We start from the raw sequence: 26,631 nt of genomic DNA, 5'->3' as shown, positions 1-26,631 counted from the left end.
CGCTCAGCTGATGCGATCGGGAATCGTGAAATTGAAACTGGCCGCTAGCGCGGCCATGCTGTCGCCTGCTCGCTTGACACCGGCCCGCTAATGGGTGTGGGTAATAGCAAGCTTCGCGGGTTGCTTACCGATCATGGGAGTCAGCCATTCGACTTTTTCACCCGGTAGTCCAACTGTGCACGCGTCAATCCGAGCAGACGGGCCGCCTCTGAAATATTGCCTTTCGCTGCTGAAAGTGCCGCGCGAACAAGAGCGTCGTCCACTTCGCCAAGAGTCGCTTTGTTCATTTTTACTGCTTGCGCCGCCCAGTCGTCCAGCCCATAGGACGGCTCATTCGGTTTTGTGCGCCGATCGACTTGAACATCAGTGCTGATTGAATCGGGAACGAGCGAACCCAAATCGCTTAATCCGAAGGCGCCTTTAGATTCCAGGGAATCGTCACTGCTCAACAAGTGAGATACCTCCAGTGTCCCGAACTCGTCAGCAAGAATTACACCTCGTTCAAGCACGTTTTCGAGCTCCCTAATATTTCCGGGCCACGCATAGTCCAACATTAGATGGAGCGCCCTACTCGAAATGCCGCGAAGATGTCGACAATGCCGCTGCGAAAATTTCTTTATGAAGTGTTCGATCAACAGTGGAATATCGTCTTTTCTAGCTCTTAACGAGGGGATCAAAATAGGAAAGACGTTGAGCCGATAAAAAAGATCTTCTCGAAAAAGTCCGTTTTTAATCGCGCTTTTGAGATTGTCGTTGGTTGCCGTTATCACCCGTACGTCTACCTGTATCGTCGTCGAGCTGCCGAGGTGCTCAAGCTCTCCAGTCTGTAAGACTTTGAGAAGCTTGGCTTGCGCCGTCAAACTCAACGAGCTAATTTCATCCAAAAAAATTGTCCCTTCGTTGGCACTCTCGAACTTGCCAGCTCGCGACGCGAATGCGCCAGTAAAGGCCCCTTTTTCTGCACCAAATAGCTCAGATTCCATTAAGGACTCGGGGATAGCTGCGCAATTGATCTCAACGAAAGGTTTGGTTGCTCGAGAGCTTCTACGGTGGACTTCACGAGCGAACATGCTCTTACCGACGCCACTTTCCCCAGTTAATAAAACTGTTGCTTTTGTAGCCGCGACCCGAAATATCTTATGCAAGACAGCGTTGTAGGCGGCGGACGAACCTATAGGACCTTCTTGGAGTAGCTTGTCGTCAGCATGGCCTGAAAGCGGCGTTTCATCGAGCTTACCAGCAGGCGCGACCTCGTAGGTACTCGTTGCCGCGACACGGCGACTACCTTTTGATTGAGGTGCAAGATACTTTAAGTCCGAGTCGGCATCCTCCCATTCTTCCGCGGGCTTGCCCACGATCCGACACGCGGCGTTGCCCAGTGCGCGGCATTCAATTTCTCGATACAGGATTCGCCTTCCCATGAAGGCGCTTGTATAACCGCATGCGTAACCCGTCTGCATCCAACATGCGGGGTCCGCGCCGATACCGTAGATAGCGACATGAGCCTCGTCTTCCGACGAATCCTTCCAAAGGAATTCGCCGTAGTAATGGCCCGTAGTGCTGTCGATTTCGACCTTGACCGGCTCCACCAGAACAATGCCCTCAAGCGCATGAAGTTGTGGTCCCACCGCAAACGCGTCGAAAGCGCTGTCGTCACCGCGAATTTTACGTGCAAGCGCTGCGTCTCGCGAGCCCGATATATAGCCCATCCGCGTCAACAACCCGCGCGCTGCCTCGGTACCGAGCGCTTCAATGAGTTCCTGCCTCAAAGATCCAAACGCCTCCGTGTGGATCAAAACCATGCGGCGGTCGTCAAGCCAAATACGCCCGTCCATCGGGTTGAAGCGGAGCCTTTCCGCTAAATCGCGGATATTTGGAAAATGCAGATCTGCTACCACGTCAGGGACGAAGAGTGGAATCCCTCTTTCGACCGTGCCACCCGTCTTTTCGTTGTTGTGCTCCATGCCTCCGCCTCAAGAGACGGTCAAACCGCCCCTTCCATTTTTGCGCTCGACTGCGTGTTACGTCCATCCAAGCTCTTCAGTTTGATCCAAGCAGGCGTTGATTCAAATAGGGAGGCGCCCCATACCTCCCTAAACTTCAACCGCAATTTGCTTCGTCAGACGGACTAAGTTGCACCCTCATCGAAAAAGTCGCCGACCAGGCGGTTAAAACGCCGCCCGTGCTCAATTTGCGTCCAATGCCCACAACCACCGAATGCATGAAACTGAGCATGCGGAATCATCTCGAACAACTTCTCAGAGTTCGACAGCGGAATAACCCTATCTTCGCGCCCGTGTACGATAAGGGTTTCGTGAGGTAATGAACGGATATCCTCCTCCCGGCTTGCCATCGCATCCACCCATCGCTGACGCGGTGCAGGAAACATGCTCGAGAACGCCTCTTGAAAGTTCGGACGTATGCTTGCTTCATACCGCAGTCGCGCAAGTTCGTCGTTCACCAGGTTGCGGTCGTAAGCAAACACGTCGAGCAGCCCGCGCATATTTTCAATCGATGGCGTATACCCCCACACTCGATCTAGCCCATCCGTGATGGGAAAGCTTACGCCCACGCTACCCATTAGTACGAGTCTACGCACGCGATCGGGAGCACTGATTGCCATTGCAAGAGCGAGTGCGCCGCCGAAAGAGTTGCCGACGACATGCACTTTGTCGATCTCCAACGCGTCTAACAGTCCGAGAGCATGTTTCACCCAAGTACCCATGTCATAACGGATGCCCGGCGGTCGCTCCGTGTAGCCGAAGCCAACCATGTCCGGAGCAATCACCCGAAATCGTGTCGAAAGATCGGGTATAGTAAGTCGCCAGTTCGCCCACGCAGTAACGCCCGGGCCTGATCCGTGAATCAAGAGGACGGGCACTCCAGAGCCGCAGTCGTGGTAGTTGGTATTAATGCCGTCTGCATTAATATTGTTCGCAATCTCTACTGACTCAGACATAGAACTCCTTTCAGCATACCTATTTGTTAAAAATCGCGCCACAGCTTTCGGACCAAAATTCCCAACAAAAGCTTCTCGACTTATTGCCAAAGATATTCTCATCTGCATTGCTGCGACCTGATCAATCTCAGTCATCGAACTACCGCTCACGGTTTCAGTGCACCGGCATTCTCCATTAAATAAAATTGTAATTAATGACGGTTGATACGCTGCTTAGAGGAACCGAACAGTATCTGCGTAAAATAACTTGCGATCTAAAACCGTCGTTGATAGTTCAGCAGCAAATTCACCTGAGAGTGCGTTACTTTAATCGGAACTGCGGTATTCGGTTGGCTATCGTTAGACACTGTCTTCTGCAATCCTACTGACATTGCAAAAGCGAGAACGTTATCTTTATTAAAGGCATAAGAGACGCCGCCGCTAAGATGCGTCGTGGGTATTGCTGGTGCTATAGTTAAGAGCGTGTTATTTGGTATAGCTTCCTGAGCATATTGGGCACCCCCGCGGAAGGTCCACTTATCGTTATAACGGTATTCTGCACCAAGCGCGAAGACGTTGATATCTCGATAATTTTGGGGAAGCAGTACGTTAAGGTTAGCTCCGGTTCCGTTTTGTACAAAACCAACATTTATGTTTTTGAAGGCATCGGCCCAAAAGACACGCTGATACTCTAGGGAAACCGAAAGCTGGTCGCTGAATTTATGATTAATTCCGATCGACAATTGCGCTGGCATCTGAAAATCTCGGACGACGATGCGGCCGCTCAATGGAATGTTCCCGGCAACTGAACTCACTGCTGTCAGATTGGCGCCGCCAGACAGATCCCCAACATCCGTCTTGAAATTATAAGCAACTCCGAGCCGGGTGTCCGGTGCAATTTGATAGGTCAAGCCCAGCTTGCCTCCGATGCCCCAAGCGCTTGCTCCGCCTCCGACGATGCCACTGTGAGAGAAGTTAAAATAACCGCCAGATAGTCCGGGTACGCCCAATAGTGTCGGAACCAGCGATCCGTTAATTCGACCCTGGGACGCGAGATTGCCAATCTGCGACGTGTCGAGCAGTAGGCCCAAATTTAGTGACGTCCATACCGCATCAACCGAGCCGCCCAGCGTCAATTTATCAGTGACTTTATAAGCGATTGAAAAAGGAATACGAAGCACTAGCAATCTCGAGAAATTATCGAGTCCCGTATCAATATTGTTGGTTGTGGTTCGCGAGAGAAAACTACTTCCACCGAATTGAGTACCCAGGCCCCCTCCGGCAAACGCGCCAATTCCAAATGCGTAGTCTTTGTGGCGGTAGACGTACGCTAATTCAGGAGCAAAGTACGGACCATTGTTGTTTCCATGATTTTTGGATAAAACAGATTCGCCCGTGTTTTTATCGATAGCTCTGATATCCGGGTTAATTACGTCAGCACCCAGTTCAAAATAACTTCCTTCTTCCATCAAACCCAGAGTTGCGGGGTTTTCCATCATTGCTGCCGTTCCCACATTGTAGGCGACCCCGGTGCCCCCCATTGCACGGGAGATCGGACCATAGCCTTCGAGATTAAAAACGTCAGTCGCGTTGGCATTAGTCATCGTCGATAACGCGACCGACAGTCCCATCAAGCCCCTTACAGCCGCAAAAACGTTGTTGCTTTTCATCTTTGTCTCCTGTCGGATTTTTTTGTGTGTCGAGCGCTCGGCAGTCTAATCACTCTGCGTTGGACTACTTCACGGTCGAATCAGAACTTTCGATACGCCGTCCTTCTTCTCATCAAACAAAGAGAACGCCTTATCTACTGACGTCAGCTCGAAAGTATGGGAAAAATACGCAGCGGGAGTGATCACGCCTTGTTCGATCATGCGCATGGCCTCCCACATGTATGGCCGAACACTAGCAAATCCGTTCATGTGCAGGCTAATGTTGCGCAAGAACACATCGGCCAGATTAAGGTTGAATGGAGCGTCGCAGAAAACGCCTATAGCGGCTACGGTGCCCCCGGGTCGGACCAAATCAAGACACATCTGAAACGTCTCCGGGTAGCCGACAACCTCGATCACCTTATCGAAGCCGCGACCTCCGGTTTCGCTAAGCGCCATTTGCTTCCAGTCAACGTGGTTTACATCGATAGCGACCGCACCCTTCTGCCTCGCTCCTTCGAGGCGTTCGGTCACTTTGTCCAAAACAACCACCCGGCCAGGCCCTCTTTGCAAAGCGATGTCTAGCGTCATCATCCCCGTGGGGCCGCAACCGATGAGCGCGACCTTCTCACCGACCTGAATGTCGGCTAAGCGATTCGCTATTATTGCGGATGGCAGATTGCACGAAAGCGTAATGGCTGCTTCGTCGGACACGCTCAGCGGTATTTTCATTGCATGGCCATCCGCGTGAGGGATTACCAAGGCTTCCGCATGTGTGCCGTTCATATCGCCAAAGGGCAGCCCGAAACCATAGACAGCATTCTTGGTCGTCTCACAGTGCGCGGTCTGGCCGACCTCACACATGTAGCAGTGACCGCAGGAGACTGAGTAACCCATGCTAACTCGATCGCCCGGAGTAAATCTCCCGACTCCTTTTCCGACTTGTATCACCTCGCCGATGAGTTCATGGCCGGTCTGCGAATGCCCCCTTTCCATTATTGCGTCCAGAGCACCTCTATAAAGATGCAAATCTGACCCACAAATCGAAGTAGCCTTTACCTTGACCAATATTTCATGATGAGCGCGTATGGCCGCGTCAGGAACATTTGTGCAACGGATGTCCTTAGGGCCGAAGTAGACTGATGCCTTCATTTTGTACTCCGTACTTTTGCTAACTCGAACAGTTCTATAACCCGTGCACCAAACTGAACTGTCACCGAAATCACAGACAGCATGACGTGCCTCTGACACTGCAGCTTTGTTGGAGATTTTCTTCGCTGCGTGCCTCTTATCTGTCACTTCTCCGAGGTCGCGGTCCTCACCCCACCTATTAGAAAAACCGATCGAAATGGATCTGATCGAACGGAACCTTGTAGCCCACCATCAACATCTCTTGCAAAGTCTGTGTCATAGGCGGCGGTCCAGCGAAGTAAAATTCGAACTCACGCAAAGACTCTTCAAAAACCCGTTGAACTGCGTCGTGAACATAGCCCGTCTCACCGCTCCACTGTGAACCAGGAATCTCATTTGGCAAGGACACCACAGGATAAAAATGAATCTGCTCGTCGTATCCCTTTAGTTCACTCAGAAACGACGTCCCACAGATGTCTGCCGGTGTTCTTCCACCGTAGAAAAAATGAAGACGACGGGTATCGAGCATGCTCAATTGCGAGGCTGCGCGAGCTATTGAAACCATCGGTGCCAAACCTGAACCACCCGCTACGCAAACGATATCGCGCTTAACCTCCGTTCGAAGGAACGCGACACCATATCCACCGTCGATCTCCACCTCATCGCCCGCATGAAGATGATGAAAAAGGCGTTCGGTGGCTCGCCCATGGGGTACGCGTCGAATCTGGAATTGCCACTCGCCCAGTTCATTGCCAATGTTCGACATCGAATAAGCTCGAGGCTCAGTGACCCCCGGGATTGAAAGCATCGCATATTGGCCAGCAAGGAACGCCGCCTTGTCTTCCGTGACAAACCTGAATTCCCGGATATCGTGCGTTACGTCATGCGACTCGACGAAACGAGCCGACCTTCGCTTAGGGGGTTGTATCGGCTCATAAGCCGGATCGGTTCGGATCTTGATCCCCAAAGCGCTCTTCGCCCGGCACTGACAAGCCAACAAACGACCTTTACGCCGATCACGTTCCGTCAGACCAGGTGCTTCAGGCCAGATGCTCTCGACATCGCCCGTTACGAGCTCAAACTTACAACTCCCGCATCCACCAGAGTTGCACTCATACGGGAAGCCAATGCCGGAGCGCAGGGCTGCCCGTAGAATGGTGTCGTTCCCGCTTTGAAGAAAGACACGATCTTCGCCATGGACCGATATTTTATGTTGAGACATTTTTTAAGCTCCTTTTGCTGCTCTTGGAGTGCTCATCGGGAGCACGAATACGTCCCCTCCAAGAGCGCTCGCAGATTGCGATCAGTTGCATGTCCCTTCATAAGCCGAGAGAGTTTCGGAACTCCCGCGTCGCGAGTCTCGCTGATGCGGACGCGTCCGGTACATCCGAGAGCGCCGTGCAATAGGCGTTGATCGCAGAGTCGGCGAGCGGTTCCCATTTCAGAACCCATCTTTTAATCACGTCTGCGTTGCCGGCCCTTTCCACCGCCATTTTGACCAGCGCTGCGGCCCAGCGCCGATGCCGCGCGGCATCAACAAGCTGCGCATCGTTTAGCAATCCGACCAACGTGTCGCCGTTGTGTCGACCTGACTCACCCAACTTGCGCAAAACCGCTTCCTCAACGGCCGGCTTCGCCACCAGACTAAATGCAACAAATGCCTCGGCCCAATCCCAGGTTACGAGGACCTTTTCCATTAGCTCGCGAAACCCCTGCCAGGCCGGATCAGTCTCCCAGTACTGGCGCTCGTCTGTGCCAAAGCCCTTGTCGTCGAATGCTAAGGACAACTCTTTGGTGCGGTAGGCCGTATGACTCAACCACCGGAAAGAATCAGCCATCTGAAAGTAATTACAGTTCGTGATCGTGCTTGCAGGAGCCATCTGTCCCACGTAAGCAGACGCCATCTGGAGCGTATGGAATAAGTAGCGAGCCGGGGTGTACAGGCGCGCAAGTTTTCCTGCCCAACGCGGATCCAGAGCCTTGTCATGTTCACGGGCATTGAATTGGTCAAATAGCCCGTACACGTACGCCTCCTGCCCATCCTGCATTAGGTTGTAGGTGCGATAGATGACCTGATCCGGGTCGCGGAAGGCGTTCCAGTCATCGTGTTTGAGTGGGCTATTCAGCGTGTTCTGCTTGTACCAACGATTCATCCACATATCGGGATCAAGCTCGTAAGGAGCATTCGGATCCCGGTCTGTGAAGTGCAAATTGGTCGATACGATTTCGTATTCGCTGGGTTTGCGCCGCCGCTCTGCAAGATGGCTCCACGTCTTGAGTGGCTTTAATACTTGAACTTCTGACATACTTGTCTCCTTAACTCAGAATTCTTCGTTCGCCGATCAGTTTCAATCGTCGGTCAGACCGTCGTTTTAAAATAAAATCGAATCTGCTCGGGCAAGGTTTCGATGCGGCCCGCAAACGAACTGAGCTCCACCTCAAGATCCGGAATCTTGAACGGACGCCCCAAAGCGCGTTCAATCGTTTCCCGGCGCAATATCAATTCACCCTCGGTGTCGATGCGCAGGTATGCCCGCTTATCGTCTACGCGAATTTCCTTCCCCGGATTGTCCTCGAGCGCAGCCTCAACGACGGCATCAGCGAGTTCTCCAGCGCGCATGATCGGACCTACCCGATTGTTGAGGTGGGCCGATGCTATATCGTTTGTAGTCACAAACTTCTCCTTGGGTTTAAATGGCGGCCGGAGCGCTGCTTATGTATGTGCGAACAACGGCTTCACGCCGTCTGTTTCTACGAAAACCGCCTCGCCTTCAATTCTAACTAGATACTGGGCGAGCGCGCAGTCCGACGGGTTAATACCTTTTCCAGAGCAGGCATCGAACTGCCAAAGATGCGCCCTGCAGATCACTGTCTTACCGTCGAATTTGCCTTCAATCAGCGGAATGTCCTGGTGTGGGCAAATACCTTGGAAAGCCTTCAGGTCGCCGCCCTCCGGCCAAACCATCAGAACTTCCTGCCCATCAACCTCGAACGACTCCATTTCGCCCTCCCAAAGATCGTCAAGAGAGCACACTTTCTTAAATGTCATGAACTTCTTTCCTATTGGTGAAAAGGTTCGAGCACATCAACCGTCGAATGCCTGGTTACGGCTGCGAGGGTTCCCAAATAATTTCTACACACTCGGTGGGCTTGAGGCCCGCATCCTCCACTTTCATCGCTCGGGGCAGAAACTCCTTGCTACCCTGTCTGCGCACGCGAAGGATATGCCCGGGGCGAGCTTTCACGCGCCGTCCGACTGAGTGATGCGCGGCGGCACTCGCCACTTCGTCCATCGTGTTCTCGGTATCGACCGGCAATAGTTGAAGCACGAAGTCGCCTTCGAAATTGGAGCTTAAGGGAAACAAAGCCATTATGTTGTCCTCCATTTAGTTGGTGATTGCGCCGGTGGTCATACCGCCACCGGCCTGTCAGGCAGCAGCGCTCAACTCGCCTTCTTCATGCGCATCTGCTTGTAGATGTCGACCCACGAGTAGCCGTGGGCATCATCACCGATTTCGCCAGGCGCGAGGCCCATGTAAGCCAGAGCCCCACCCAAGTCCATAGGCTGTACCAAGCCAGCGAGGAAACGGTCCACCAAAGTCATGTGACCCGCATAACGCTCCGGCTCCTGCTCGAAGCACCAACGATCCGGCTCCGAACCGAAGTGATACAGTCGCCCCTTGTATTCGAGCGGGTAGTCCTGCACTGCCCAGCCGTTGCCAGGCGTGTAATTGATCGGCAGGTTGCACATGTTGCACACAATCGGCAGCGTCTCCGGGTACGTTTGCGCCATGTTTCCATCGACCAGGTTGTCGATGATCACATCCCAGCACTGGCCCCAGGTGTCGTTCCAGCCGGGATATTTCTCTTCCAGCCAATCGCGTTCCGCCGGCGTGACGCCAGCAGCTGGGTTCCACCAGACGGTGGGACGCCAATACCAGACGCCGAGATGCATGCCGTGATGCTGTTGGTCCAGCTGCTGCAGGAACGTATCCCAATACCATGGCTTGTCGAGCCCAAGATCGCCCAGTGCGCGTTCGAACTGCGTGACGATCCACTCCTGCATAAACTCCTTGAACGACTGCTTGCGGTGCTCAAGTGGAGTGTAGTAGTCCATCACAGGACCAGTCAGCACCGAAAACAGCCTCCACGCGCGCCAGAAAGCAATGTCAACCTTTTTCTGGGCCTCGGCTTTCTTGCCGTTTGCGATCAGTATCTCAAGCGTTGGACCGCCGATCTGTGCATGGCGCGACTCGTCGGTCTGCACACTCGATATCAGACTGGCGAAAGTGTGATCCCCAGCCTCCGCCGCGTCGGCCGCCAGTCCCAGAAATTGCATGTTGGTGAAACCGGTTTCGAAGCCGAAAGTCAGCATGATGCCGACACTGATCGCGTCGCGCGTCATCATGATGTCATCGAAGAAATGACGTGCCGCAATGGCGGCCCACTCGTTCGTATGGAAGGCCTTGGCAGCCCAGTCGAACTGACGGTCTTTCGAGACATGCTCGTGAGGAAAATACAACTGGATCTGGCCGTGACGGATTTCATCCAGACTACCCATCGTTGCCATATTGCGCATGCCCGGCGCCTTGGAGAAACGCATCATCCTTGCCTCTGCGCTCGCGGCTGCGTACTCGGCGAGAGCGATCGCGCCATAGTGCTGCTTCATCACCGTGAGCCAACCCGGATCTGCTTTTTCATAGATTTGACTGCGCTCGAGCGCGGCTTTTACTGAGTAGGCGCCGGAGTCCTTCTCGCGTTGAATTTTCACGTATTCCGGGTAGGTCTGCTTATAGGGCTCGTCATAGACTTCCCACTTTTCCATGGGAATGTCATACCCTCCGCTCAACTCAGGCGGAAATAGTTCGCTCTCTGTGACATATCTCGGCGACCAGTTGGTCGTCCTGGCAAGGTCGTACCAGTCCATCCGGTTGAGTAAAGCCATTTTTTCGTCTCCTAGATTTCGCAGGCCATCGCGGCCTTAACGCACGACAAGAAAAACTTCTAACGTCCGCGCTTGAGCGCACTTTGTCCTGCAATGCCGAAGTGCTGTTTCGGCATCTCGGTGATGATGACTCGAATGGACTCGATCGGCGCATCAATGGCGCGGTGAATCGCATCGGTGACTTCGACGATCAACCGCTCCTTCTTCTCGTCATCACGCCCTTCGATGATGTACAGCTGTGCTATTGGCATCACTATCCCCGTTAGATAAAACGCAAACCCGTACTGCCCATGCCCTGAACCCGAAGAGATATAGCATCTCCCGCTTGCACGGCGATGGCCTCAGTGATACCACCGGAAAGAATGATGCTGCCGGCCGGAATTTCCTCACCACGCTCGCTTAGGTGATTGGCCAGCATCGCAATCGCTGCAGCGGGATGCCCTAGTACCGCGGCGCCCGCCCCAAACGCGACCGCTTCACCGTTTTTTTCCAACACAATCCCGACCGTGCGCAAATCGAGATGGGATGCAGATACCGGTTGGCCACCGATCACAAAGCGAGCGGCCGATGTGTTGTCCGCCACCACACTCTTAAGATCAAACTTAAAATCGCGGTATCGCGAATCGATGACCTCGATGCCAGGCATGACGAAATCGGTCGCCGCAAACACTGCCCCGATGTGGCATCCTGGGCCTCGTAGCACAGTCTTCGTAAAAAACGCGATTTCCGGTTCCACCTTCGGGTGAATCAAGGCTTTGACGTCACACGTACCGCCGTCGGGTATCGCGAAGTAGTCGGCCAGAAACCCGAAAACAGGGTTCTGAACGCCCATCTGCTTCATCTTGGCGTGCGACGTCAGTCCCGCCTTCAGTCCGATGATTTTGCTGCCGCGCGCGACTTTGCGGCGCCGGATTTCATCCTGGATCGCGTAAGCATCTTCCCAGTCCATCTCCGGATGTTCTTCGGTGATCTTGAGCGTATCTTCCGCCTGCAGCTCGCAGTTCTCGAGACGCTCGGCGAGAAGAGCAACCGTTGTGGCATCAAGCTTCATGCGGCCACCTTTGTCTGTTGGACGCGCGCCTTGGCCAACGTCATTGCGGTGTCCTCGATCATGTCCTCCTGGCCACCGACCATGCCACGCCGACCCAGCTCCACGAGGATGTCGCGAGCCGGTACGCCATACTTTTGCGAAGCACGTTTAGCAAACAACAGGAACGAGCCGTACACGCCCGCGTACCCTAACGTAAGCGAATCTCGGTCAATGCGAATGGGGAAGTCCATGATCGGGACCACCAGTTCTTCGGCCACGTCCTGGATGGCCCATACATCCACCCCAGTCTGAATTCCCATCCGGTCGCATACAGCCACCAATACTTCCATCGGTGTGTTGCCTGCCCCGGCACCAAGCCCCGCGGAGGCGGCGTCAATGCGAATGGCCCCCGACTCGACGGCCGCAACGGAGTTAGCAACTCCCATCGCGAGATTATGGTGCCCATGAAAGCCGAGTTCCGTCTCGGGCTTGAGTGCCTCACGCACGGCGCCGAGCCGAGCCCTGACATCGTCGGGCAGCATATATCCGGCCGAATCGGTGATATAGACACAGTTCGCGCCGTACGACTCCATCAGCTTTGCCTGCTTAACCAACCCCTGCGGGCTGTTCATATGCGCCATCATGAGGAACCCTACGGTGTCCATCTCAAGGCTGCGCGCAAGACTAATGTGCTGCTCCGATACGTCCGCCTCGGTGCAGTGAGTCGCCACCCGGATCGTGTGAACGCCGAGATCCTTGGCCATCCTCAAATGATCGACGGTACCGATGCCCGGTATCAGCAGGGCCGACACCTTAGCCTGTTTCATCAGTGGGATGACAGTACCGAGGTATTCCTCGTCGCTATGAGCAGGAAATCCATAGTTAACCGACGAACCGCCGAGACCATCGCCATGCGTGACCTCAATGAGCGGAATGCCAGCTGCATCCAATCCGCAGGCTATCCCCTTCATCTGTTCCAGCGTCATCTGATGACGCTTCGGATGCATGCCGTCACGCAAAGTCATGTCGTGGACGGTAATCTTCTTGCCTTGCAAGTTCATGGTGTTCTCCTTGATCAATCAGACGACGACGGGTTCGAGCGCGAGCTTGCCAGTCAACATCTCTTCGGCAAACATCTCGGCAGTACGCGCCGCTGCGGCGGTCATGATGTCCAGGTTGCCGGCGTACTTTGGCAAATAGTCTCCTAACCCCGACACTTCCATGAAGATCGTGACCCGCTTACCGTCAAACACTGGGCCATTCACCAACCGGTAGCCTGGCACGTACTTCTGAACCTCTTCGATCATCGCGTGCACGGACTCGGTTATTTTCTGCTGATCCGGCTCAGTTTCGGTCAGACAATGAATGGTGTCGCGCATCATCATTGGAGGCTCCGCCGGGTTGATGATGATGATTGCCTTGCCTTTTTTTGCGCCTCCGACCTTTTCGACGGCGGCAGCGGTGGTGCGCGTAAATTCGTCGATGTTCTTGCGGGTACCCGGTCCCACCGAGCGGCTTGACACAGTCGCCACGATTTCGCCGTACGCCACCGGCTGCACGCGAGAGACTGCCGCGACCATTGGAATGGTGGCCTGTCCACCACACGTCACCATGTTCACATTCATCTCGCGCTTACCAAGATGTTCTTTCAGATTAACCGGTGGCACACAGTATGGGCCGATCGCCGCCGGCGTCAGATCAATCATCATGACGCCCAGTGCATTAAGCTTGCGGGAATTTTCTGCATGCACGTAGGCGCTCGTTGCATCAAATGCAATCCGCACGCCGTCGGCCAACACATGCGGCAGTAATCCGTCGACACCGTCAGCCGTGGTCTTGATGCCCATTTCACGGGCTCGCTTCAGTCCGTCCGACTCCGGATCGATGCCCACCATCCACACCGGTTCGAGCACGGTGCTGCGCCGAAGTTTGGCCAGTAGATCGGTACCAATGTTGCCAGGTCCGATGAGTGCACACTTGATTTTCTTCATGAAACGATCCTTAACGTGGAAGCGACTTTTAAATCGGATGGCAGACAAACGGCCCGACCGGGTGCTTTTCCATACGTGGTCACTGAAACCGAACCGAACAACTGCCGAGGCCACCTATGCTGACTCTGAAACTGTCGCCTGCCGTGGCCGGAAACATCGCGGCAAGCGCGCCTGACAGAATCACTTCGCCGGCTTTGAGCGGAATCCCGAGAGTGCCCAAGCGGTTCGCGAGCCACGCCACTGCATTGAGCGGCGAACCGAGCGCGGCGGCGCCACACCCCGTGGCAATGATGTCCCCATTGCGCTCCAGCACCATCCCGCAAAGCGTCAGGTCAAGCTTGCGTGGGTCAACCGCCTGATCTCCCAGTACAAACACACCACATGAGGCGTTGTCTGCAATGGTGTCCTGAATCTTGATCTTCCAGTCGCGAATGCGGGAGTCCACAATCTCGAAACACGGCATCACACATTCAGTCGCCGCGAGGACAGCAGCGCTGGTGACACCCGGGCCCATCAGGTCTTTTTTAAGGATAAAGGCTATCTCTCCTTCCGCCTTTGGCTGAATCAGCGTTGCAGCCTCGATCGCCTGCCCCTCGTTGTAGATCATCCCGTCAAGCATGTATCCAAAGTCCGGCTGATACACGCCCAGCATGTTCATCACCGCAGCAGACGTAACGCCGATTTTCTTGCCAATGATCCGTTCGCCCGCCTCAACGCGGCGGCCAATCATCTGCTGCTGAATTTGATAAGCGTCCTCGATCGTCATGCCCGAATGTCGCTCCGTCAGCGGTGCAACCACCGAGCGCGTCACCAGTGCCTGATATAGATCGTCGCCGAATTGCGTGATTTGCGTTTTTTCCATGATCACAGTTTGATGCACACGTTTTTGAGTTCCGTATAAAACTCAAGTGAATGGGTCCCACCTTCGCGGCCTATCCCAGATTGCTTGGCACCCCCGAACGGAGTGCGCAAATCACGCAGGAACCAGGAGTTCACCCACGCGATACCGACCTCGATGGAGGCCGCGACTCGGTGCGCGCGCGAAAGATTTGTGGTCCAGATAGCCGTGGCCAATCCATAGTCGTTGTCGTTGGCGCGGCCAATGACCTCTTCTTCACTGTCAAACGGTGCAATGTGACAGCACGGCCCGAAAACTTCCTCTCGCAACACCGTTGCCGAGTCCGGCAGGCCGGTCCAAATGGTCGGCTGCACCCAAGACCCCCCTCGGAGAGCGTCCGGCATATCAGGGATGCCCCCTCCTGTGATCACCGTAGCCCCTTCGTCGACTGCCTTCTTGTAATACGACAGCACCTTGTCACGATGCTCTTGTGAAATCAGCGGACCCATACGGCTCTCCGGATCCGTAGGCACTCCCAGCTTCCACGCTTCTACTCCTGCCTTCAGGCGGCCAACGAATTTGTCGAAGACGGGGCGCTCGACATACACGCGTTCAGTACCCAGACACACTTGTCCGCAATTGGCGAATACGGACCGCAATGTTCCCTCGATGGCAGCGTCCATGTCGCAGTCGGCAAACACGATTGCGGCGTTTTTCCCACCCATCTCAAGCGACACCGGGCGCGCGCCGTTTGACGCTGCCCTCATGATTGCCGCACCCGTGCGCGTTTCGCCGGTGAACGTGATTGCGTTCACCTGCGCATGAGTCGTCAGGAACTCTCCTGCCGCTTCGGGTCCAAAACCGTGAACGACATTGAAGACGCCTTTGGGGACGCCGACGCTTGCCATCACTTCAGCTAAGAGCGTGGCCGCCTGCGGTGTCTCCTCTGACGGCTTGACGACGACTGTATTGCCACATGCCAGTGCGGGTCCGACCTTCCAGGTCATCAAGAGGAAGGGCAGATTCCAAGGGCAGATCACAGCCACTACGCCCACCGGCTTGCGAACCGAGTAGTTGAATGCGCCTCTGCCGTCTGGTGTCGCCATTTCGAAGAATTCGGTCGGAACATTTTTGACGACGTCGGCGAAAACTCTGAAATTTGCAGCGCCTCGCGGGACATCAACATGACGAATGAAATGCGCGGGTTGGCCCATGTCGGTCATCTCGGCGCCGACAAAGTCTTCGAAGCGTCGATCGATTTCAGTTGCGATCGCGTAGAGCATCTCAACCCGCTCGGTTACTGCCAGTTGTCCCCACGGACCACGTAACGCTTCTCGCGCGGCACACACCGCCGCGTGCACCTCGGCTTGTCCCGCCTCTGCGACGCGTGCGATCACTTTTCCGTCATATGGCGAACGCTTGTCAAACCAGCGTTCGGTCGAAACGAACTCGCCGTCGATAAAGTTTTTGATGTCTTTCACGTCCGTACTTCCTATGGTGTTTTACTTGTCGAGCAGACCCGCTGCCGCAAGCCCAGCGTTCGCACAGGCTTCGTCCTGCACTTCCGACGCACCCGACACGCCAATCCCTCCGACGACTTCGTCCGCGAGCCGTATCGGCACGCCCCCGCCGAACATTACGAAGCGTGGCCGAAGTGGCAGGCCTTGTCGCAATGCATCTGATTGCGCCTGCAGTTCTGCCGCCCACTGACTCGTGGCCAAACCAAAGCTCGCTGCCGTGTACGCCTTGTCTTCGCTGATGCTGATCGAGTGAAGCGGCGCTCCCGGCATCCGCAGGAAAGATAGGGGATTGCCGCCAATGTCAACTACGGTCACATTCACACGTGCCCCGAGGTCGATAGCCTTTCGTACCGCGCCTTCGACCGCGCGGTGGGCCGCCTCCCAACTTAGGCGCGGCGTGCAAGTCATATTTGCCATCCTCAAATTACCTTCGTCCCTATGCGGGCCGTTCAAGCGCGACTATCGAAAGTCACTTCGAGCACGAGGTCGTTGTTCGAACGGCAAACCTCTGCAACCGGCCTGCTTTCAAGAATTTGCTCACGTATAGACAGTGGTGAATCCCTCAGCCATCACCCCCGTGTGATAAAAAATGCTGCGACCGGCCTGATCTTCAGTCCACGTGACAACCGGCTTGTCGCGCTGCGCCTGATACCCCAGGCCGGCAAACGTTTCGTTGCGGTTACCCGATGGATCGAAGAAGTAAATAGTCTCCCCACGCGTCAAACCATGGCGCGTCGGCGCGACATCGATCCGGACCTTGTTCTTGGCCATTACGTCCGCGGCCTTCAAGATGTCATGCCATGAGTCCAGGAAAAATGACAGATGGTGAAGCCCGGCCCGCTCGCCACCGACAAAGGCTATGTCGTGAGGCTTACTCGAATGCGACAGGAAGGAGGCGAGCTGAATCGAACCTTGCGGCCCCACAGTAACCTGCTCGGTCTGAAAGAAGTCGAGCACGTCAATGAAGAAACGGGTGTTTTCTGCGACCTTGTTAATCCCCTTCTCAGGATTCATTTCGCACATCAGCAGGCAATGATCCAGCCAATGCACGCCAGCCCCGCGAAGGCCGTCAGGCCAGGGATCAGGGTTGGTCGAGCCGACATCAGTCCCGACGCATTCCTTTTCAGCGTACAGATACATGTCATGACCACTGGGCAATGTGAATTGCAGCATGCGTCCGACGAACGGCATTGAGCCAGCTGCGACCAATTCCGTTTGGATGCCAAACTTCTCAATACGCCCTTTCAGGTCATCGAGATCTGCGTTCTTTTCGACCTTGTAGGCCACGTGATTCATTCCTGCCTGATCGGACAGAGTAAGAACCACCGAATACTTGTCCCATTCATCCCAGCACTTCATATACACCGCGCCCTGTGCATCGCGATGAGTAACCTTCAGTCCCACCACGTTTTCGTAATGTTTGACTGCGGCCTCAAGGTCCATCACCCTTATGCTGATATGCCCAATCCTCATGACGCCCATCTCAGTCTCCAATTTAATGTTGGACCATGCATTAATCAGGTCACCTTACACATGGATTGTCTTCAACCCACTGTCGGCGCTCGATGTCCGAATCAGGCGGAGCTTGCGCCCCACCGGTCATATACAACCGTCTTCTTCATCTTTCCGACAATGCGAAGGTCAAGGTCACCGGTCGGCGCGGTTCGACACGCCAACACTACCCCACTTGCCTCTTCTTCGGCTGAAACGTGCGCACGGCTCATCGCGCCCGTTTTCCGGACGCAACCGCGGTTCACTTCGACTTTGCACACCCCACACCCACCATTTAGACAACCTGCAGGAATACCCTTGCGACCGAGCCTCGCCATCGCCTCCAGCAACGTCTCGGACGAGCTGCATTCAAAAGTTTCCCCCGTCTCCGAAAGTTGGATCATGTACATCCGGCAGTCGGGCACGGCCGACCAATCTTCTACTACGTGCATTTCAGATCGCCTTGAAGAGCGGGCTCTTGCGAGCTGACGTGGTTAAATCGGCTGCGGAAATGAACTTCTCCATGTACATGTCACGCTCGAAAAGACGACCGCGGATCAGTGCACTAATACAAGCATCTATCATGACGGGTGGCCCACACATGTACGCCTTGAAATGTCGGAAATCACCGTCAAAATGTCGAGTCGCTACCTCGTGGACATAGCCCCTTTCGCCGAGCCACTCCACATCAGGATCGGGTTCAGACAATGTCGGTACGTAAGTCAAATTTGGATAACGAATAGCCAGATCACGAAACAAATCGTCGTCGTACAGTTCGCGTACGTTGCGTGCACCATAGAACAACTTTATTGAGCGTGTTTCGCCTTTCTCAAGCAAATCCAGAATCATTGACTTCGGGCTTGAAAGACCAGTGCCGCCCGCCAGAAACAAGAAACTTTCGGGCGAAGAGCGTCTGACAAAAAAACGCCCGTATGGACCGCTCAACCGGATTTTCTCGCCTTCCTTAAGCCGCGTATGTACATATTCAGTGGCCTTGCCGCCTGGCACCCGGCGAATATTCAATTCAATTAAACGCTTTGAAGATGGCGCCGTCGCGATCGAAAAAGCCCGTGGCTCTGCTACACCCGGCAAGTGCAGATTGACGTATTGCCCGGCCTGAAAATCTATGCCGCTGCCATCGAGCTCAATCCAAACGCCCTTCGCGGTCGGCGTGAGGTCCGAGACCTTTCGCACGGTGCCAATAAAATCTTGCATCGGATGCGACTCCGCATCCGGTTCGTCATCGATATCAGCTTCGATGACGAGGTCCGACTGCGCGATAGCTACGCATGCCAAGCACTTTCCCTCATCACGCTCGACGTCCATCAAAGCGAACGGTGACGCGTCGCCCAAGTCCACTTCCCCCTCGACGACCTGGACTTTGCAGGTGCCGCAAAGCCCGTGCAAACAGGCGTGCGGGATGTAGACTCCAGATCTCAATGCCGCCTCCAGCAGCGTCTGTCCGGCTGCAACTTCGACGGTGTGAGACAGCGGTTCTATGGTCATTTTGAAGCTCACGCTGGCTCCCTTTAGTATCCGATCCCACCAATGCCATGCAAACCGGGAGTAGCAAGGCGAATCAGCGACTTATGCTTAACGCCATTTCCAGCAAGGCTTGCGGTAAGTTCCGGATCGAACGCCTCGCCATCGAGTGTCCATTTGACATCAGACCATTCGATCTTAGCGAAGTCTGGATGTATGCCGTACACGGAAGGGAGAACGTCTTTCACCAATGCGTCGAAGGGCATGGTTGGTGGAAATGGAAACGCGGCTGCACAGGGAAACATCAGATGTTCGTCCCACGCAACGTAGACGAGCTGGTTTCCGTGGAAATTTTCAATCGCGTCACGGACTGGGCCGGTATATTCCGCGAAGGCTGCTTTGACTGACATGTTGGATTTCCTTATTACCTATGCGCGCGGCTAGAAGCGCCGGTTTCGTGCAACGCTGCAGCGCGGTCGCCGCGCTGCACGATGCTCATTGTTGGCCTATCAGGCAGCTTCGCTCTCTTTGGTTAAACCCTTCCAAAGATTCCAGTTTGCGTTATCAGCTGAATGCAAAAATTCTCCGCCATCTTGGGCTGTAAAGTGGTAGTAGTCCAAGACGTCCGGGATTGTCGGGCCACCGCAGTTGCCTTGGAAGATCTGGTGCGGCGGCATCCATGCCTGGACATATTTTTCAGGCTCGCGCTCGAAAATGGCCTGGCAGCCATCTGAGCAAAAGTGGTAGCTATCGTCTCTGTATTGCGTCCGGCGGTACACCGTGTTGGTCGGATTCTCAGGATCCGTAAAAACCATTGGGACCTGGCAAACCTGACACAATTGCGGAAGCATGGATCCGTACAGTCGCTTTCCCGCCTTTTCCTGCTCGCGCAAGTATTCGAACCGCGGACGATAGTACTTATCGAAAGTATTAGGGTATTTCTCAGACAGCCAATCAAGCTCTTTGTCTTCAGGGATCCAGGTGTGAAAACCTGTGGCGTTACCGAAGTAATAGAAAGTGAGCCACAATTGATGAGTAATGTGCTCCTTTTCGGCAACCGATTGCTCCCAAAATTTCGGCATAGTGATACCGTATCGGGCCAAGTCATCGAACAGAGCCTTGCCGTTCTGCTCAAAATACATCTCCCAGCCTTCCTTCCACGACATCACACGTTTTGGATGCATGTAGTCCATCATCATTCCGACGATGCCCAACAAACGATAACCGCGCCAGAAGTACTTATCGATCCAGCGTTGTACGATTGGCAAGTTGTCGGGATGCTGCTCGAGCATGAACTTGATCACCTCGAGTCCAAGCGTCATATGACGCGACTCGTCCGATTGCGCCGAGAACCCGAAGTTCACGGTCGCCATATCGCCGTTGTAAGCCGCGCCTGACATGAAAGGCATGAACAAGAGGTTGGTCAGTACATATTCGAAAGAGAACGAAATGGCTGCAACGAATTCGAATGGTCCAGCCGAAAGTGCGTCTTCGAAATATGATTTCGGAACGGAGAGGTACCACACACGATCATGCGCGTGAAAAGGATCATGCAGTCCGTTGAAATATTTGTTGTACTGGCTAATCGTGTGCAGTTGTGTTTGCGTGTGGCGTAACTCGTCAACCGACTGCATCTGCGATGCGACCTGTGCACCGACACCTGGAAACGCACGACCAGCCATCGCAAAACCGCGATGCGCACCATATTCGAGCGGCGTAACTGCAGTTAAAAATAGTTTGAGAGAATTGATATAGCGCGCATCGGAAACGCCCAAGTGGGCATTGTTTTGCGCGAAGGCGTCAATCACCGCATAGAGCTTTCTTTCCTTTTCACCCTGGTACTTCCAATATGCATCCATGGTCAGACGGAAGGGATCTTCCCATTTACTCCAATCTTCAATCTTGATTCCTTCGAAGTCGGCAAGGGGAAAGACTTCAGACGGCTTCTTGTACGTCAAGTCCCACGCGAGATCGGCGGTCATCGTTGTGTATTTCTCACGCAAACTCATCTTTTTGGTGGCGGCCATTGCTAGCTCCTTGCTCGGAAAATGTTAGATGCGCTCGAGCGCAAAATAGTCGTCGGTCTCGTCGATGTTGCCCGACAGTGATACAAGCGTGAGATGTATATCTTGTGGATTCCAGCGCCGCCCAAGGCGCGCCTCCACGCTTTCACGGTTCACCACAATTCGACCTGGCGCATCGATTTTGTACACGCCTGGGAATTGCGATATCACCGCTTGAGGGTTATCTGCCTCAATGGCTTCTCGAATCGGACGCGAATCTTCGTTATCCTGAAGAGCTAAAAAAACCATTTTTCCTGACATTTGTGCCGTCTCCCGACAAATTCGTTAAAGTCCGACTTTGTTCATACGGGCGTCGAGCAATGCACTGGCCGCTTCAAGGGCCGAGGGTCCCGTTTCGCCAAGCGCTTCGATCGCGACAGGCGCAAGCGCTGTTAGAGCTTGCTCATGCCAAGTCGCTACCCATCCCGCTATCCGCGTTTTGTTTTCGGTTGACTCGGCTGCCGCGACTTTCACAAGGTTGTCACTCCATCGGATGTGCTCGTCGTACCATTCGCTCATGAATTCCGTAAGCATCGCGAAGGCCGATCCTCCTTGAGCACTCAATGCGTCGCTAACGGATCGATATACCAGTGGATAAACAAGTCCGTCGATAACGACGTTTTGTGCGATCAGCAGCTCGAACCAGTCTTTAGTCACAAGCATGGTCTCGGCGAGCTTGCGCAGGGGCTGCCAGATCGCGTCACTCTGCCAAGTGCACTTCGCGCTACGAAGTGATTCCGCTGAATTTCCGTCAAGCAACAGGCCGATGCGCGTGATGTATTGAGCGATGCCTAGCCTATCCATAGCACACATCATCGTAGCTTGCGTGACGGAAGCACCGTAGCCGTAAGCAGACATGTAGCAATTGTTCAAATTCGCTGCGTATTCCAGATGTCTGAGTGGCAACACGATGTCGATTATCTTTTGGCGTAGTTCAGGTGCCGTAGAAGCCAGCATTTCGCGCTTTTCGACGAACGCGAAACTGCGCTCAGCCGCATCCTGCTGCCTGCTGCGTGCGATTGCCCAGCTGCCGTAATAGTACTGCCTCGGATCCAGCAGCTTATCCCACTCTCCCATGACAATCGCAGTGTTCCGCTTGTCATATATCTCCCGCCCTTCTGCCCAAAGCGGCTTGTAATGAAAATTCGCTTCTGGCTGTACCCCAATAGTTGCTTCGAGATAGCGTGAGGCTGTTTTGTCAGTGCCAGTGAAGCGGGCTACCTGATCGAAAGTATTCCTAAGTGGCTTAATGCTTAGGCTTTTGATATCGACTTGCATCGAGCTACCTCTAAAATGGATGATTTAACTGTTTGTAGGAGACCTTGGCCTTTAGTTGGGCTTGAGCCACCATCGAGGTTCCTAATTACCGTTACGCTGTTAGTAGTGCAGAATTCAGAGAATGCTGCCTCTGGCAGTATGAGCTCTACGGTCAGGTCCTCGTCGGAGACGATGAAATCGAATTCAACGAAACCATCGACGCCGGTGCGAGTAACTCGCACATAGCGTTGGGTTATGTCCGGCAAAGGCATTTTGTCTCCGAATTTTGCTTTGCACACAACTATGCAATACCTGTGCCAATTAGCGCACATCATGAATTTGCTGGGGTGCAGCAAAACCTGCCTTTCGTCGATCGGTCTTTGCCGCAAAGCTACAGGGTTCTCACAGCAGCCATATGCAAAGCGGCACAAGAGAGATTTTTGATTATTGCCAGGGCACGTCTTCCTATCTGTCTAACTCACATTTACTCCGGCTACGGGGCCACGCTTCAGGGTAAATCCTTACCCCATTAACCCGACGTTGCGCCGACTGCTGCAGGTGCGAGCGCAGGCGCGTCAATTTGCGTTTCATGGATTTATGAAGTCTCACCGCGCGTCACACTCGAGGATTTCATCAATTTCGCAGACGCAATGGAGTTACGGTCATCAGCAGTTGGCTTGGACATTCGAGCCTTGATACGACCAATCAGTATGCCCGCGCTAACATGCAAACGATGCGCGACGCACTTTAACGGTTCGATGCGCCTTCTTGGATCAGGCCACTCCCTCGCTGGAAGCGGTCCGCTTCGTTATTGGATTGGCTTGATTCGCTTTGAGACGTCATCTCGTAATGTGAAGGAAGAAGCATTCGGACTAGCTTCGACAACGCGTAGCGGGGTTTCCTTCACATTACAAAATCCTCAGTATTAGCGAACGCGCATATCCTCGACCATGCGCTGACGTAGGCGTGTCATGACAGGACTCCTTTCGGGATGAGCAGGTGCGGTGAATTGCACTGTCATCGTCGCACCCGGAAAGGAATGCCCGCGGCGCCGGCCAGGACGGGGACGTCGGCCAGCCACCATACCGCGTCAGCGGTTTAGTTCAATTCCAGTTATAACAATAGGACGCGTTTCGCCTCGCATCCTCTCCGACCAGTTAGACCGTCTGAGGCCGATCGGCTTGCGCTAACGTGCTTCAAATTCCGAATTCTGAAGCCGCTTCTTATTCCTCGATTCCAGTGTGATGAGCGATTAGGTCTGCGAGGACCGCGCGCGATGCGCGCGTTGCCCAATCCGTTTTTAACGGCAACTGCGCTGTTTTCTTGACCCCGAGAAGGAGCCGCAGGGATCACAGAGCGTGCGGTTGCTCTAGCGTTGCTTCGGCCAACTGTCGGCGTAGCATCATCGCTTTCGCTTATGAGCACCGGCAGAACTTCCGGATCTCGGCGACCGTGCCGCGCCGAGCGACCTGCAGCTACTTCTGCGGCAAGCGGTGCGAGATCGGCGCTTACAGTCTTGGCCACCAGCATCGTTACCTTGTAGTCATGCGCGTGCGCCGGCCGGTTGTCGCTGTTACCCGTCGCGACGGCCGCACGACTCGCAGTAACGTCGCCGTGACCCGGCAAACCCCTATCAGTCGGGACGATCACCTGTTCACGACCCTCGCCAATTTGAGCGTTACGCGGCGCTACCACCGCGTTACTTTTCATCGCCACATGCTGATTGCCGCCCCGGTTTTCCTGAAGTGCGAGTAGCCAGCCGAGGCATGCAGCAAACTCCATCATCGCTCCGAATGCGATGCCGAAAGTTAGGTCCACGTGGCCCGTCGACGTGCCGAGCAGCTGGGCAACGCGATCGGTAACCGGGTCGTTGATTGCCTCAGCGCGCAACGTGGCCTGATGATCCCGCGCGGCGTTCAGTCGGTCGGCTGCTTGCTCGGGGCGCCGGGCTTCATCGAACGCGACGTTCAACGCGTCCAGACGGGACGACAGGGAGACGCGGCGCAACGACAACGAGGTGCAGCGTGCTGTGCATTTCTGCGTCTTGGCCGTGGCCAGATCTGCAGTTACCTGCGCGCGCTCAGCGGCGATCGAGGTCAGGTCGCGGACGGGACTGTTCGGAAACAATCGATACCCGAGTTCGGCGAGAAAGGCGGCATTGTCTTCACGTCCGCTTCTGCACCGGGGACAGTATTACCTGCAAGCTTGAGTTCTGCCTTTTCGTCAAAGGCTACCCATGCTGGACCGGCCCGCACCCACCATTGATCGTCGTCCGACCGTGCTGCAACGCTTTGCGCCTGGGCAGTCGTGGCCAGGCTGGCGAACAGCGCAAGACCGATGGCTGCTTTACCTCTCACTGCCATGAATTCCTTAAAAAAAGTCACTTTTGCTGTCTCCGAAGAATTTTATGTTTTATCTAGAAACTTTCGTATACCTAAATTTTGTAAAAGATCTACGTCTTCTGTTTTTCAGGGTAGCACGAAGGACATATGCTGCATTGTCGGCCAGAATACTTCCGGGCCTCTGTAACGATTTGGATCCGCCCTGGTCAGATCCCCCTTGTCGCTCCGGTTCCTGATGACAGCGCGCCTGTCATAGATTGACCCTTTGTCGCACGCCAAGCTAACCGGCGCATGGCGTCACATAAGGTCCTCTGAGACGGCAATTTCCTACTCGAGGTGGTGCCCAAACCCCGTCTCGCGCAGGCTAATCCGCACCGCGCAGACAACGCCCCTGAGTCTGGGAATCTTTCACGGCACTCAGTGCAAATCGTCTCCGCCGCACACTTTCATGATGCCGCGCACACCAAATCCACCATCCGTATTGATAACCACGCCGGTCATCGGACCTGAGTTTTCACGTGATGCAAGCAGTACATATGGCCCACAATAATCGGCGGGAACAGGGGCCATACGAAGTGGCGTATTTTCGACGAGCATCTCCTCCAGACTGTCAACCTGGTTCAGCGTCTGCGCAGAGGTGCCGGTCGCACTTAGTCCGCCGAGATTGGTGCGCATACCGCCTGGCGCAACACCGTTCACGCGTACTTTGGGCGCCAATTCGTGAGCCAGCTCTCGAATCAACCCAACTAATGCGTGTTTCGATGCCGTGTAGAGCGGTCCACCGCCCCCAGGATAGAACCCGGCATTCGATACCGTGAAAATCAGGCTCCCTTGACTCTTGACGAGTTCGGCCAACGCAGCCTTGGCGCCGAGGAGCGCTGCCTTGACATTAACTGCAAACAATTCATCAAAGGCTCGCGAAATATTGCCCGCGTCCATTTGAGGCAACGTCTGGAAAAAGTCAAAGACCCCCGCGTTACCAACGAAATTGTCCAACCGGCCAAACCGCGCGACAGTTTTCTCCACCACCAGGACGTTGTCCTCATAGAGGGTCACGTCTCCGACCACAACTTCGACCGCGTCTCCGAACTCCCGCGCAAGCTCGCCCGCCCTCTCGCCACTTCGTTCAAGGACGCCCACCCGCCCCCCTTCGTTGATGAAGCGCTCAACCAACGCTTTTCCAAGTCCCGAACCGCCGCCGGTAATGATAGAGACGGTATTATTCAACCAGCCCATGACCTCCCCTCCTCTCACAATAATTCGGCATACTAATTTTATTCGCGGCGTGCCGCATGCATTGCACGCCGATCGCGTAACATCTCCTCACAGAAAAATCAGCATATTCCGGCCTTGAACACAACGCTCTGGATAGTCAATTACGCGACTGAGCAAGCGCAACGTGCCCGCCGAACTCCTTCGCACCACATCCTCTCGTGTGTAGAAAAATTGATCCACTTCATAGGACCGCCGCGCACGAACAATCAAACAATTGCTGCGGACGTTAATCTGGTCCTCCCGGTCGCTCTCGAACGCCTCGATGTTGGTAACGGTGTGGCAGTATTTTTCGGGGGGATCGATGCGCCAATGCTGGGGGTCATAATACTGGTTCACGCGAATGCCTAGCTGTCTGTGGTCATCGTCATAAATGAAAACCTTGTCAGGTTGGGCATACCGCCGTTCTCTCCTGGAACGAAGCTGGGTACTGGTTACAACGTAACGTATGTCCGGATCCAGCATCTGTTGATGCCATTCGCGAAACTGCTCGGTATCCATCAGCCGGGCTTCCCGGAACAAAAACCGTTCGACCTCTCTGCGAAGATCCTCACTGACATAACGTTCCGGATACTCATTCGCCAGATCCGCTTTCACCGGCGCTTGAGTCGTTTCCATAGTTGCTTGATTCGTTTCCATCGCTCTTTATTTCCAGGGTCTGTTTATTTCGATGATTTGCAAG

General features: G+C 54.5%; 29 protein-coding genes. All 29 read right to left on the bottom strand.

The genetic code is table 11. The features are described 5' to 3' along the window. Positions 1-140: 140 nt before the first annotated feature. The 29 genes from KHO30_RS36925 to KHO30_RS36785 all read right to left on the bottom strand — a co-directional run bounded on the left by KHO30_RS36925 (position 141) and on the right by KHO30_RS36785 (position 26,588). Positions 141-1,964, bottom strand: a complete 1,824-nt coding sequence (locus KHO30_RS36925) for a sigma-54-dependent Fis family transcriptional regulator (protein WP_211703887.1) — start codon at positions 1,962-1,964, stop codon at positions 141-143. Positions 1,965-2,128: 164 nt separating this feature from the next. Next, the gene (locus KHO30_RS36920) at positions 2,129-2,959 is read right to left on the bottom strand and encodes an alpha/beta fold hydrolase (protein WP_062085399.1); all 831 of its coding nucleotides are present in this window, start codon (positions 2,957-2,959) and stop codon (positions 2,129-2,131) included. A 254-nt stretch (positions 2,960-3,213) separates the two neighbouring features. Next, on the bottom strand, positions 3,214-4,608 hold the full coding sequence (locus KHO30_RS36915) for an OmpP1/FadL family transporter (RefSeq protein ID WP_211703886.1): 1,395 nt from the start codon (positions 4,606-4,608) through the stop codon (positions 3,214-3,216). Between the two features lie 69 nt (positions 4,609-4,677). After that, positions 4,678-5,739 carry an alcohol dehydrogenase gene (locus KHO30_RS36910; RefSeq protein ID WP_211703885.1) on the bottom strand — a complete coding sequence of 354 codons (1,062 nt, stop codon included), beginning with the start codon at positions 5,737-5,739 and terminating at the stop codon, positions 4,678-4,680. A gap of 178 nt (positions 5,740-5,917) precedes the next feature. Next, complete coding sequence (locus KHO30_RS36905; protein ID WP_211703884.1) at positions 5,918-6,940, bottom strand: 2Fe-2S iron-sulfur cluster-binding protein; 1,023 nt, start codon at positions 6,938-6,940, stop codon at positions 5,918-5,920. Positions 6,941-7,037: 97 nt separating this feature from the next. After that, positions 7,038-8,024, bottom strand: coding sequence for an aromatic/alkene monooxygenase hydroxylase subunit beta (locus KHO30_RS36900; protein WP_062085396.1), 987 nt, complete (start codon positions 8,022-8,024; stop codon positions 7,038-7,040). Between the two features lie 53 nt (positions 8,025-8,077). After that, on the bottom strand, positions 8,078-8,392 hold the full coding sequence (locus KHO30_RS36895) for an MmoB/DmpM family protein (protein WP_062085395.1): 315 nt from the start codon (positions 8,390-8,392) through the stop codon (positions 8,078-8,080). Positions 8,393-8,431: 39 nt separating this feature from the next. Then, positions 8,432-8,767: a monooxygenase system ferredoxin subunit gene (locus KHO30_RS36890; RefSeq protein ID WP_062085394.1), complete on the bottom strand. Its 336-nt coding sequence runs from the start codon at positions 8,765-8,767 to the stop codon at positions 8,432-8,434. A 55-nt stretch (positions 8,768-8,822) separates the two neighbouring features. After that, positions 8,823-9,089 (bottom strand): toluene-4-monooxygenase system B family protein, encoded by a 267-nt coding sequence (locus KHO30_RS36885; protein ID WP_062085393.1) that lies wholly within the window; start codon positions 9,087-9,089, stop codon positions 8,823-8,825. Positions 9,090-9,160: 71 nt separating this feature from the next. Beyond that, entirely contained in the window at positions 9,161-10,663 is a 1,503-nt protein-coding gene (locus KHO30_RS36880) for an aromatic/alkene/methane monooxygenase hydroxylase/oxygenase subunit alpha (RefSeq protein ID WP_211703883.1), read from the bottom strand. Positions 10,664-10,722: 59 nt separating this feature from the next. Next, a complete protein-coding gene (locus KHO30_RS36875) occupies positions 10,723-10,914 on the bottom strand; it encodes a 2-hydroxymuconate tautomerase (RefSeq protein WP_062085391.1) in 192 nt (63 codons plus the stop codon). A gap of 11 nt (positions 10,915-10,925) precedes the next feature. Beyond that, positions 10,926-11,714: a 2-oxo-3-hexenedioate decarboxylase gene (dmpH, locus tag KHO30_RS36870; RefSeq protein WP_211703882.1), complete on the bottom strand. Its 789-nt coding sequence runs from the start codon at positions 11,712-11,714 to the stop codon at positions 10,926-10,928. Next, on the bottom strand, positions 11,711-12,754 hold the full coding sequence (gene dmpG / locus KHO30_RS36865; RefSeq protein WP_062085389.1) for a 4-hydroxy-2-oxovalerate aldolase: 1,044 nt from the start codon (positions 12,752-12,754) through the stop codon (positions 11,711-11,713). The genes dmpH and dmpG overlap by 4 nt, the downstream gene beginning before the upstream one ends. 18 nt (positions 12,755-12,772) lie before the next feature. Further along, the gene (locus KHO30_RS36860; protein ID WP_062085388.1) at positions 12,773-13,684 is read right to left on the bottom strand and encodes an acetaldehyde dehydrogenase (acetylating); all 912 of its coding nucleotides are present in this window, start codon (positions 13,682-13,684) and stop codon (positions 12,773-12,775) included. Between the two features lie 79 nt (positions 13,685-13,763). Continuing rightward, the gene (dmpE, locus tag KHO30_RS36855; RefSeq protein ID WP_062085387.1) at positions 13,764-14,546 is read right to left on the bottom strand and encodes a 2-oxopent-4-enoate hydratase; all 783 of its coding nucleotides are present in this window, start codon (positions 14,544-14,546) and stop codon (positions 13,764-13,766) included. A 2-nt stretch (positions 14,547-14,548) separates the two neighbouring features. Continuing rightward, the gene (locus KHO30_RS36850; protein WP_062085386.1) at positions 14,549-16,003 is read right to left on the bottom strand and encodes a 2-hydroxymuconic semialdehyde dehydrogenase; all 1,455 of its coding nucleotides are present in this window, start codon (positions 16,001-16,003) and stop codon (positions 14,549-14,551) included. Positions 16,004-16,024: 21 nt separating this feature from the next. Beyond that, positions 16,025-16,459 (bottom strand): GlcG/HbpS family heme-binding protein, encoded by a 435-nt coding sequence (locus tag KHO30_RS36845; RefSeq protein ID WP_156528836.1) that lies wholly within the window; start codon positions 16,457-16,459, stop codon positions 16,025-16,027. A 120-nt stretch (positions 16,460-16,579) separates the two neighbouring features. Next, positions 16,580-17,524: a catechol 2,3-dioxygenase gene (locus KHO30_RS36840; RefSeq protein WP_211703881.1), complete on the bottom strand. Its 945-nt coding sequence runs from the start codon at positions 17,522-17,524 to the stop codon at positions 16,580-16,582. A gap of 92 nt (positions 17,525-17,616) precedes the next feature. Further along, on the bottom strand, positions 17,617-17,943 hold the full coding sequence (locus KHO30_RS36835) for a 2Fe-2S iron-sulfur cluster binding domain-containing protein (RefSeq protein WP_231937099.1): 327 nt from the start codon (positions 17,941-17,943) through the stop codon (positions 17,617-17,619). Between the two features lie 43 nt (positions 17,944-17,986). Beyond that, positions 17,987-19,051 (bottom strand): NADH:ubiquinone reductase (Na(+)-transporting) subunit F, encoded by a 1,065-nt coding sequence (locus KHO30_RS36830; protein ID WP_062085383.1) that lies wholly within the window; start codon positions 19,049-19,051, stop codon positions 17,987-17,989. An 11-nt stretch (positions 19,052-19,062) separates the two neighbouring features. After that, positions 19,063-19,425 carry a phenol hydroxylase subunit P4 gene (locus tag KHO30_RS36825; RefSeq protein WP_062085382.1) on the bottom strand — a complete coding sequence of 121 codons (363 nt, stop codon included), beginning with the start codon at positions 19,423-19,425 and terminating at the stop codon, positions 19,063-19,065. 99 nt (positions 19,426-19,524) lie between these two features. Further along, positions 19,525-21,042: an aromatic/alkene/methane monooxygenase hydroxylase/oxygenase subunit alpha gene (locus tag KHO30_RS36820; protein WP_062085381.1), complete on the bottom strand. Its 1,518-nt coding sequence runs from the start codon at positions 21,040-21,042 to the stop codon at positions 19,525-19,527. 24 nt (positions 21,043-21,066) lie between these two features. Further along, positions 21,067-21,339 carry an MmoB/DmpM family protein gene (locus KHO30_RS36815; protein WP_062085380.1) on the bottom strand — a complete coding sequence of 91 codons (273 nt, stop codon included), beginning with the start codon at positions 21,337-21,339 and terminating at the stop codon, positions 21,067-21,069. A 24-nt stretch (positions 21,340-21,363) separates the two neighbouring features. Then, the gene (locus KHO30_RS36810; RefSeq protein WP_184108312.1) at positions 21,364-22,356 is read right to left on the bottom strand and encodes an aromatic/alkene monooxygenase hydroxylase subunit beta; all 993 of its coding nucleotides are present in this window, start codon (positions 22,354-22,356) and stop codon (positions 21,364-21,366) included. After that, a complete protein-coding gene (locus KHO30_RS39815) occupies positions 22,332-22,607 on the bottom strand; it encodes a phenol hydroxylase subunit (RefSeq protein WP_211703880.1) in 276 nt (91 codons plus the stop codon). Before KHO30_RS39815 ends, KHO30_RS36810 begins: the two co-directional genes overlap by 25 nt. An 841-nt stretch (positions 22,608-23,448) precedes the next feature. After that, a complete protein-coding gene (locus tag KHO30_RS36800) occupies positions 23,449-24,462 on the bottom strand; it encodes a hypothetical protein (RefSeq protein ID WP_211703879.1) in 1,014 nt (337 codons plus the stop codon). After that, a complete protein-coding gene (locus tag KHO30_RS36795; RefSeq protein WP_156528834.1) occupies positions 24,432-24,719 on the bottom strand; it encodes a hypothetical protein in 288 nt (95 codons plus the stop codon). Before KHO30_RS36795 ends, KHO30_RS36800 begins: the two co-directional genes overlap by 31 nt. Positions 24,720-25,094: 375 nt before the next feature. Next, positions 25,095-25,913, bottom strand: a complete 819-nt coding sequence (hcaB, locus tag KHO30_RS36790; RefSeq protein ID WP_211703878.1) for a 3-(cis-5,6-dihydroxycyclohexa-1,3-dien-1-yl)propanoate dehydrogenase — start codon at positions 25,911-25,913, stop codon at positions 25,095-25,097. An 87-nt stretch (positions 25,914-26,000) separates the two neighbouring features. Then, on the bottom strand, positions 26,001-26,588 hold the full coding sequence (locus tag KHO30_RS36785; protein ID WP_088176956.1) for an aromatic-ring-hydroxylating dioxygenase subunit beta: 588 nt from the start codon (positions 26,586-26,588) through the stop codon (positions 26,001-26,003). Positions 26,589-26,631: the final 43 nt, after the last annotated feature.

The sequence above is a fragment of the Paraburkholderia aspalathi genome (assembly GCF_905220735.1).
GTDB classification, from domain to species: domain Bacteria; phylum Pseudomonadota; class Gammaproteobacteria; order Burkholderiales; family Burkholderiaceae; genus Paraburkholderia; species Paraburkholderia aspalathi.
This window is presented reverse-complemented; position numbering and strand designations above follow the sequence as displayed.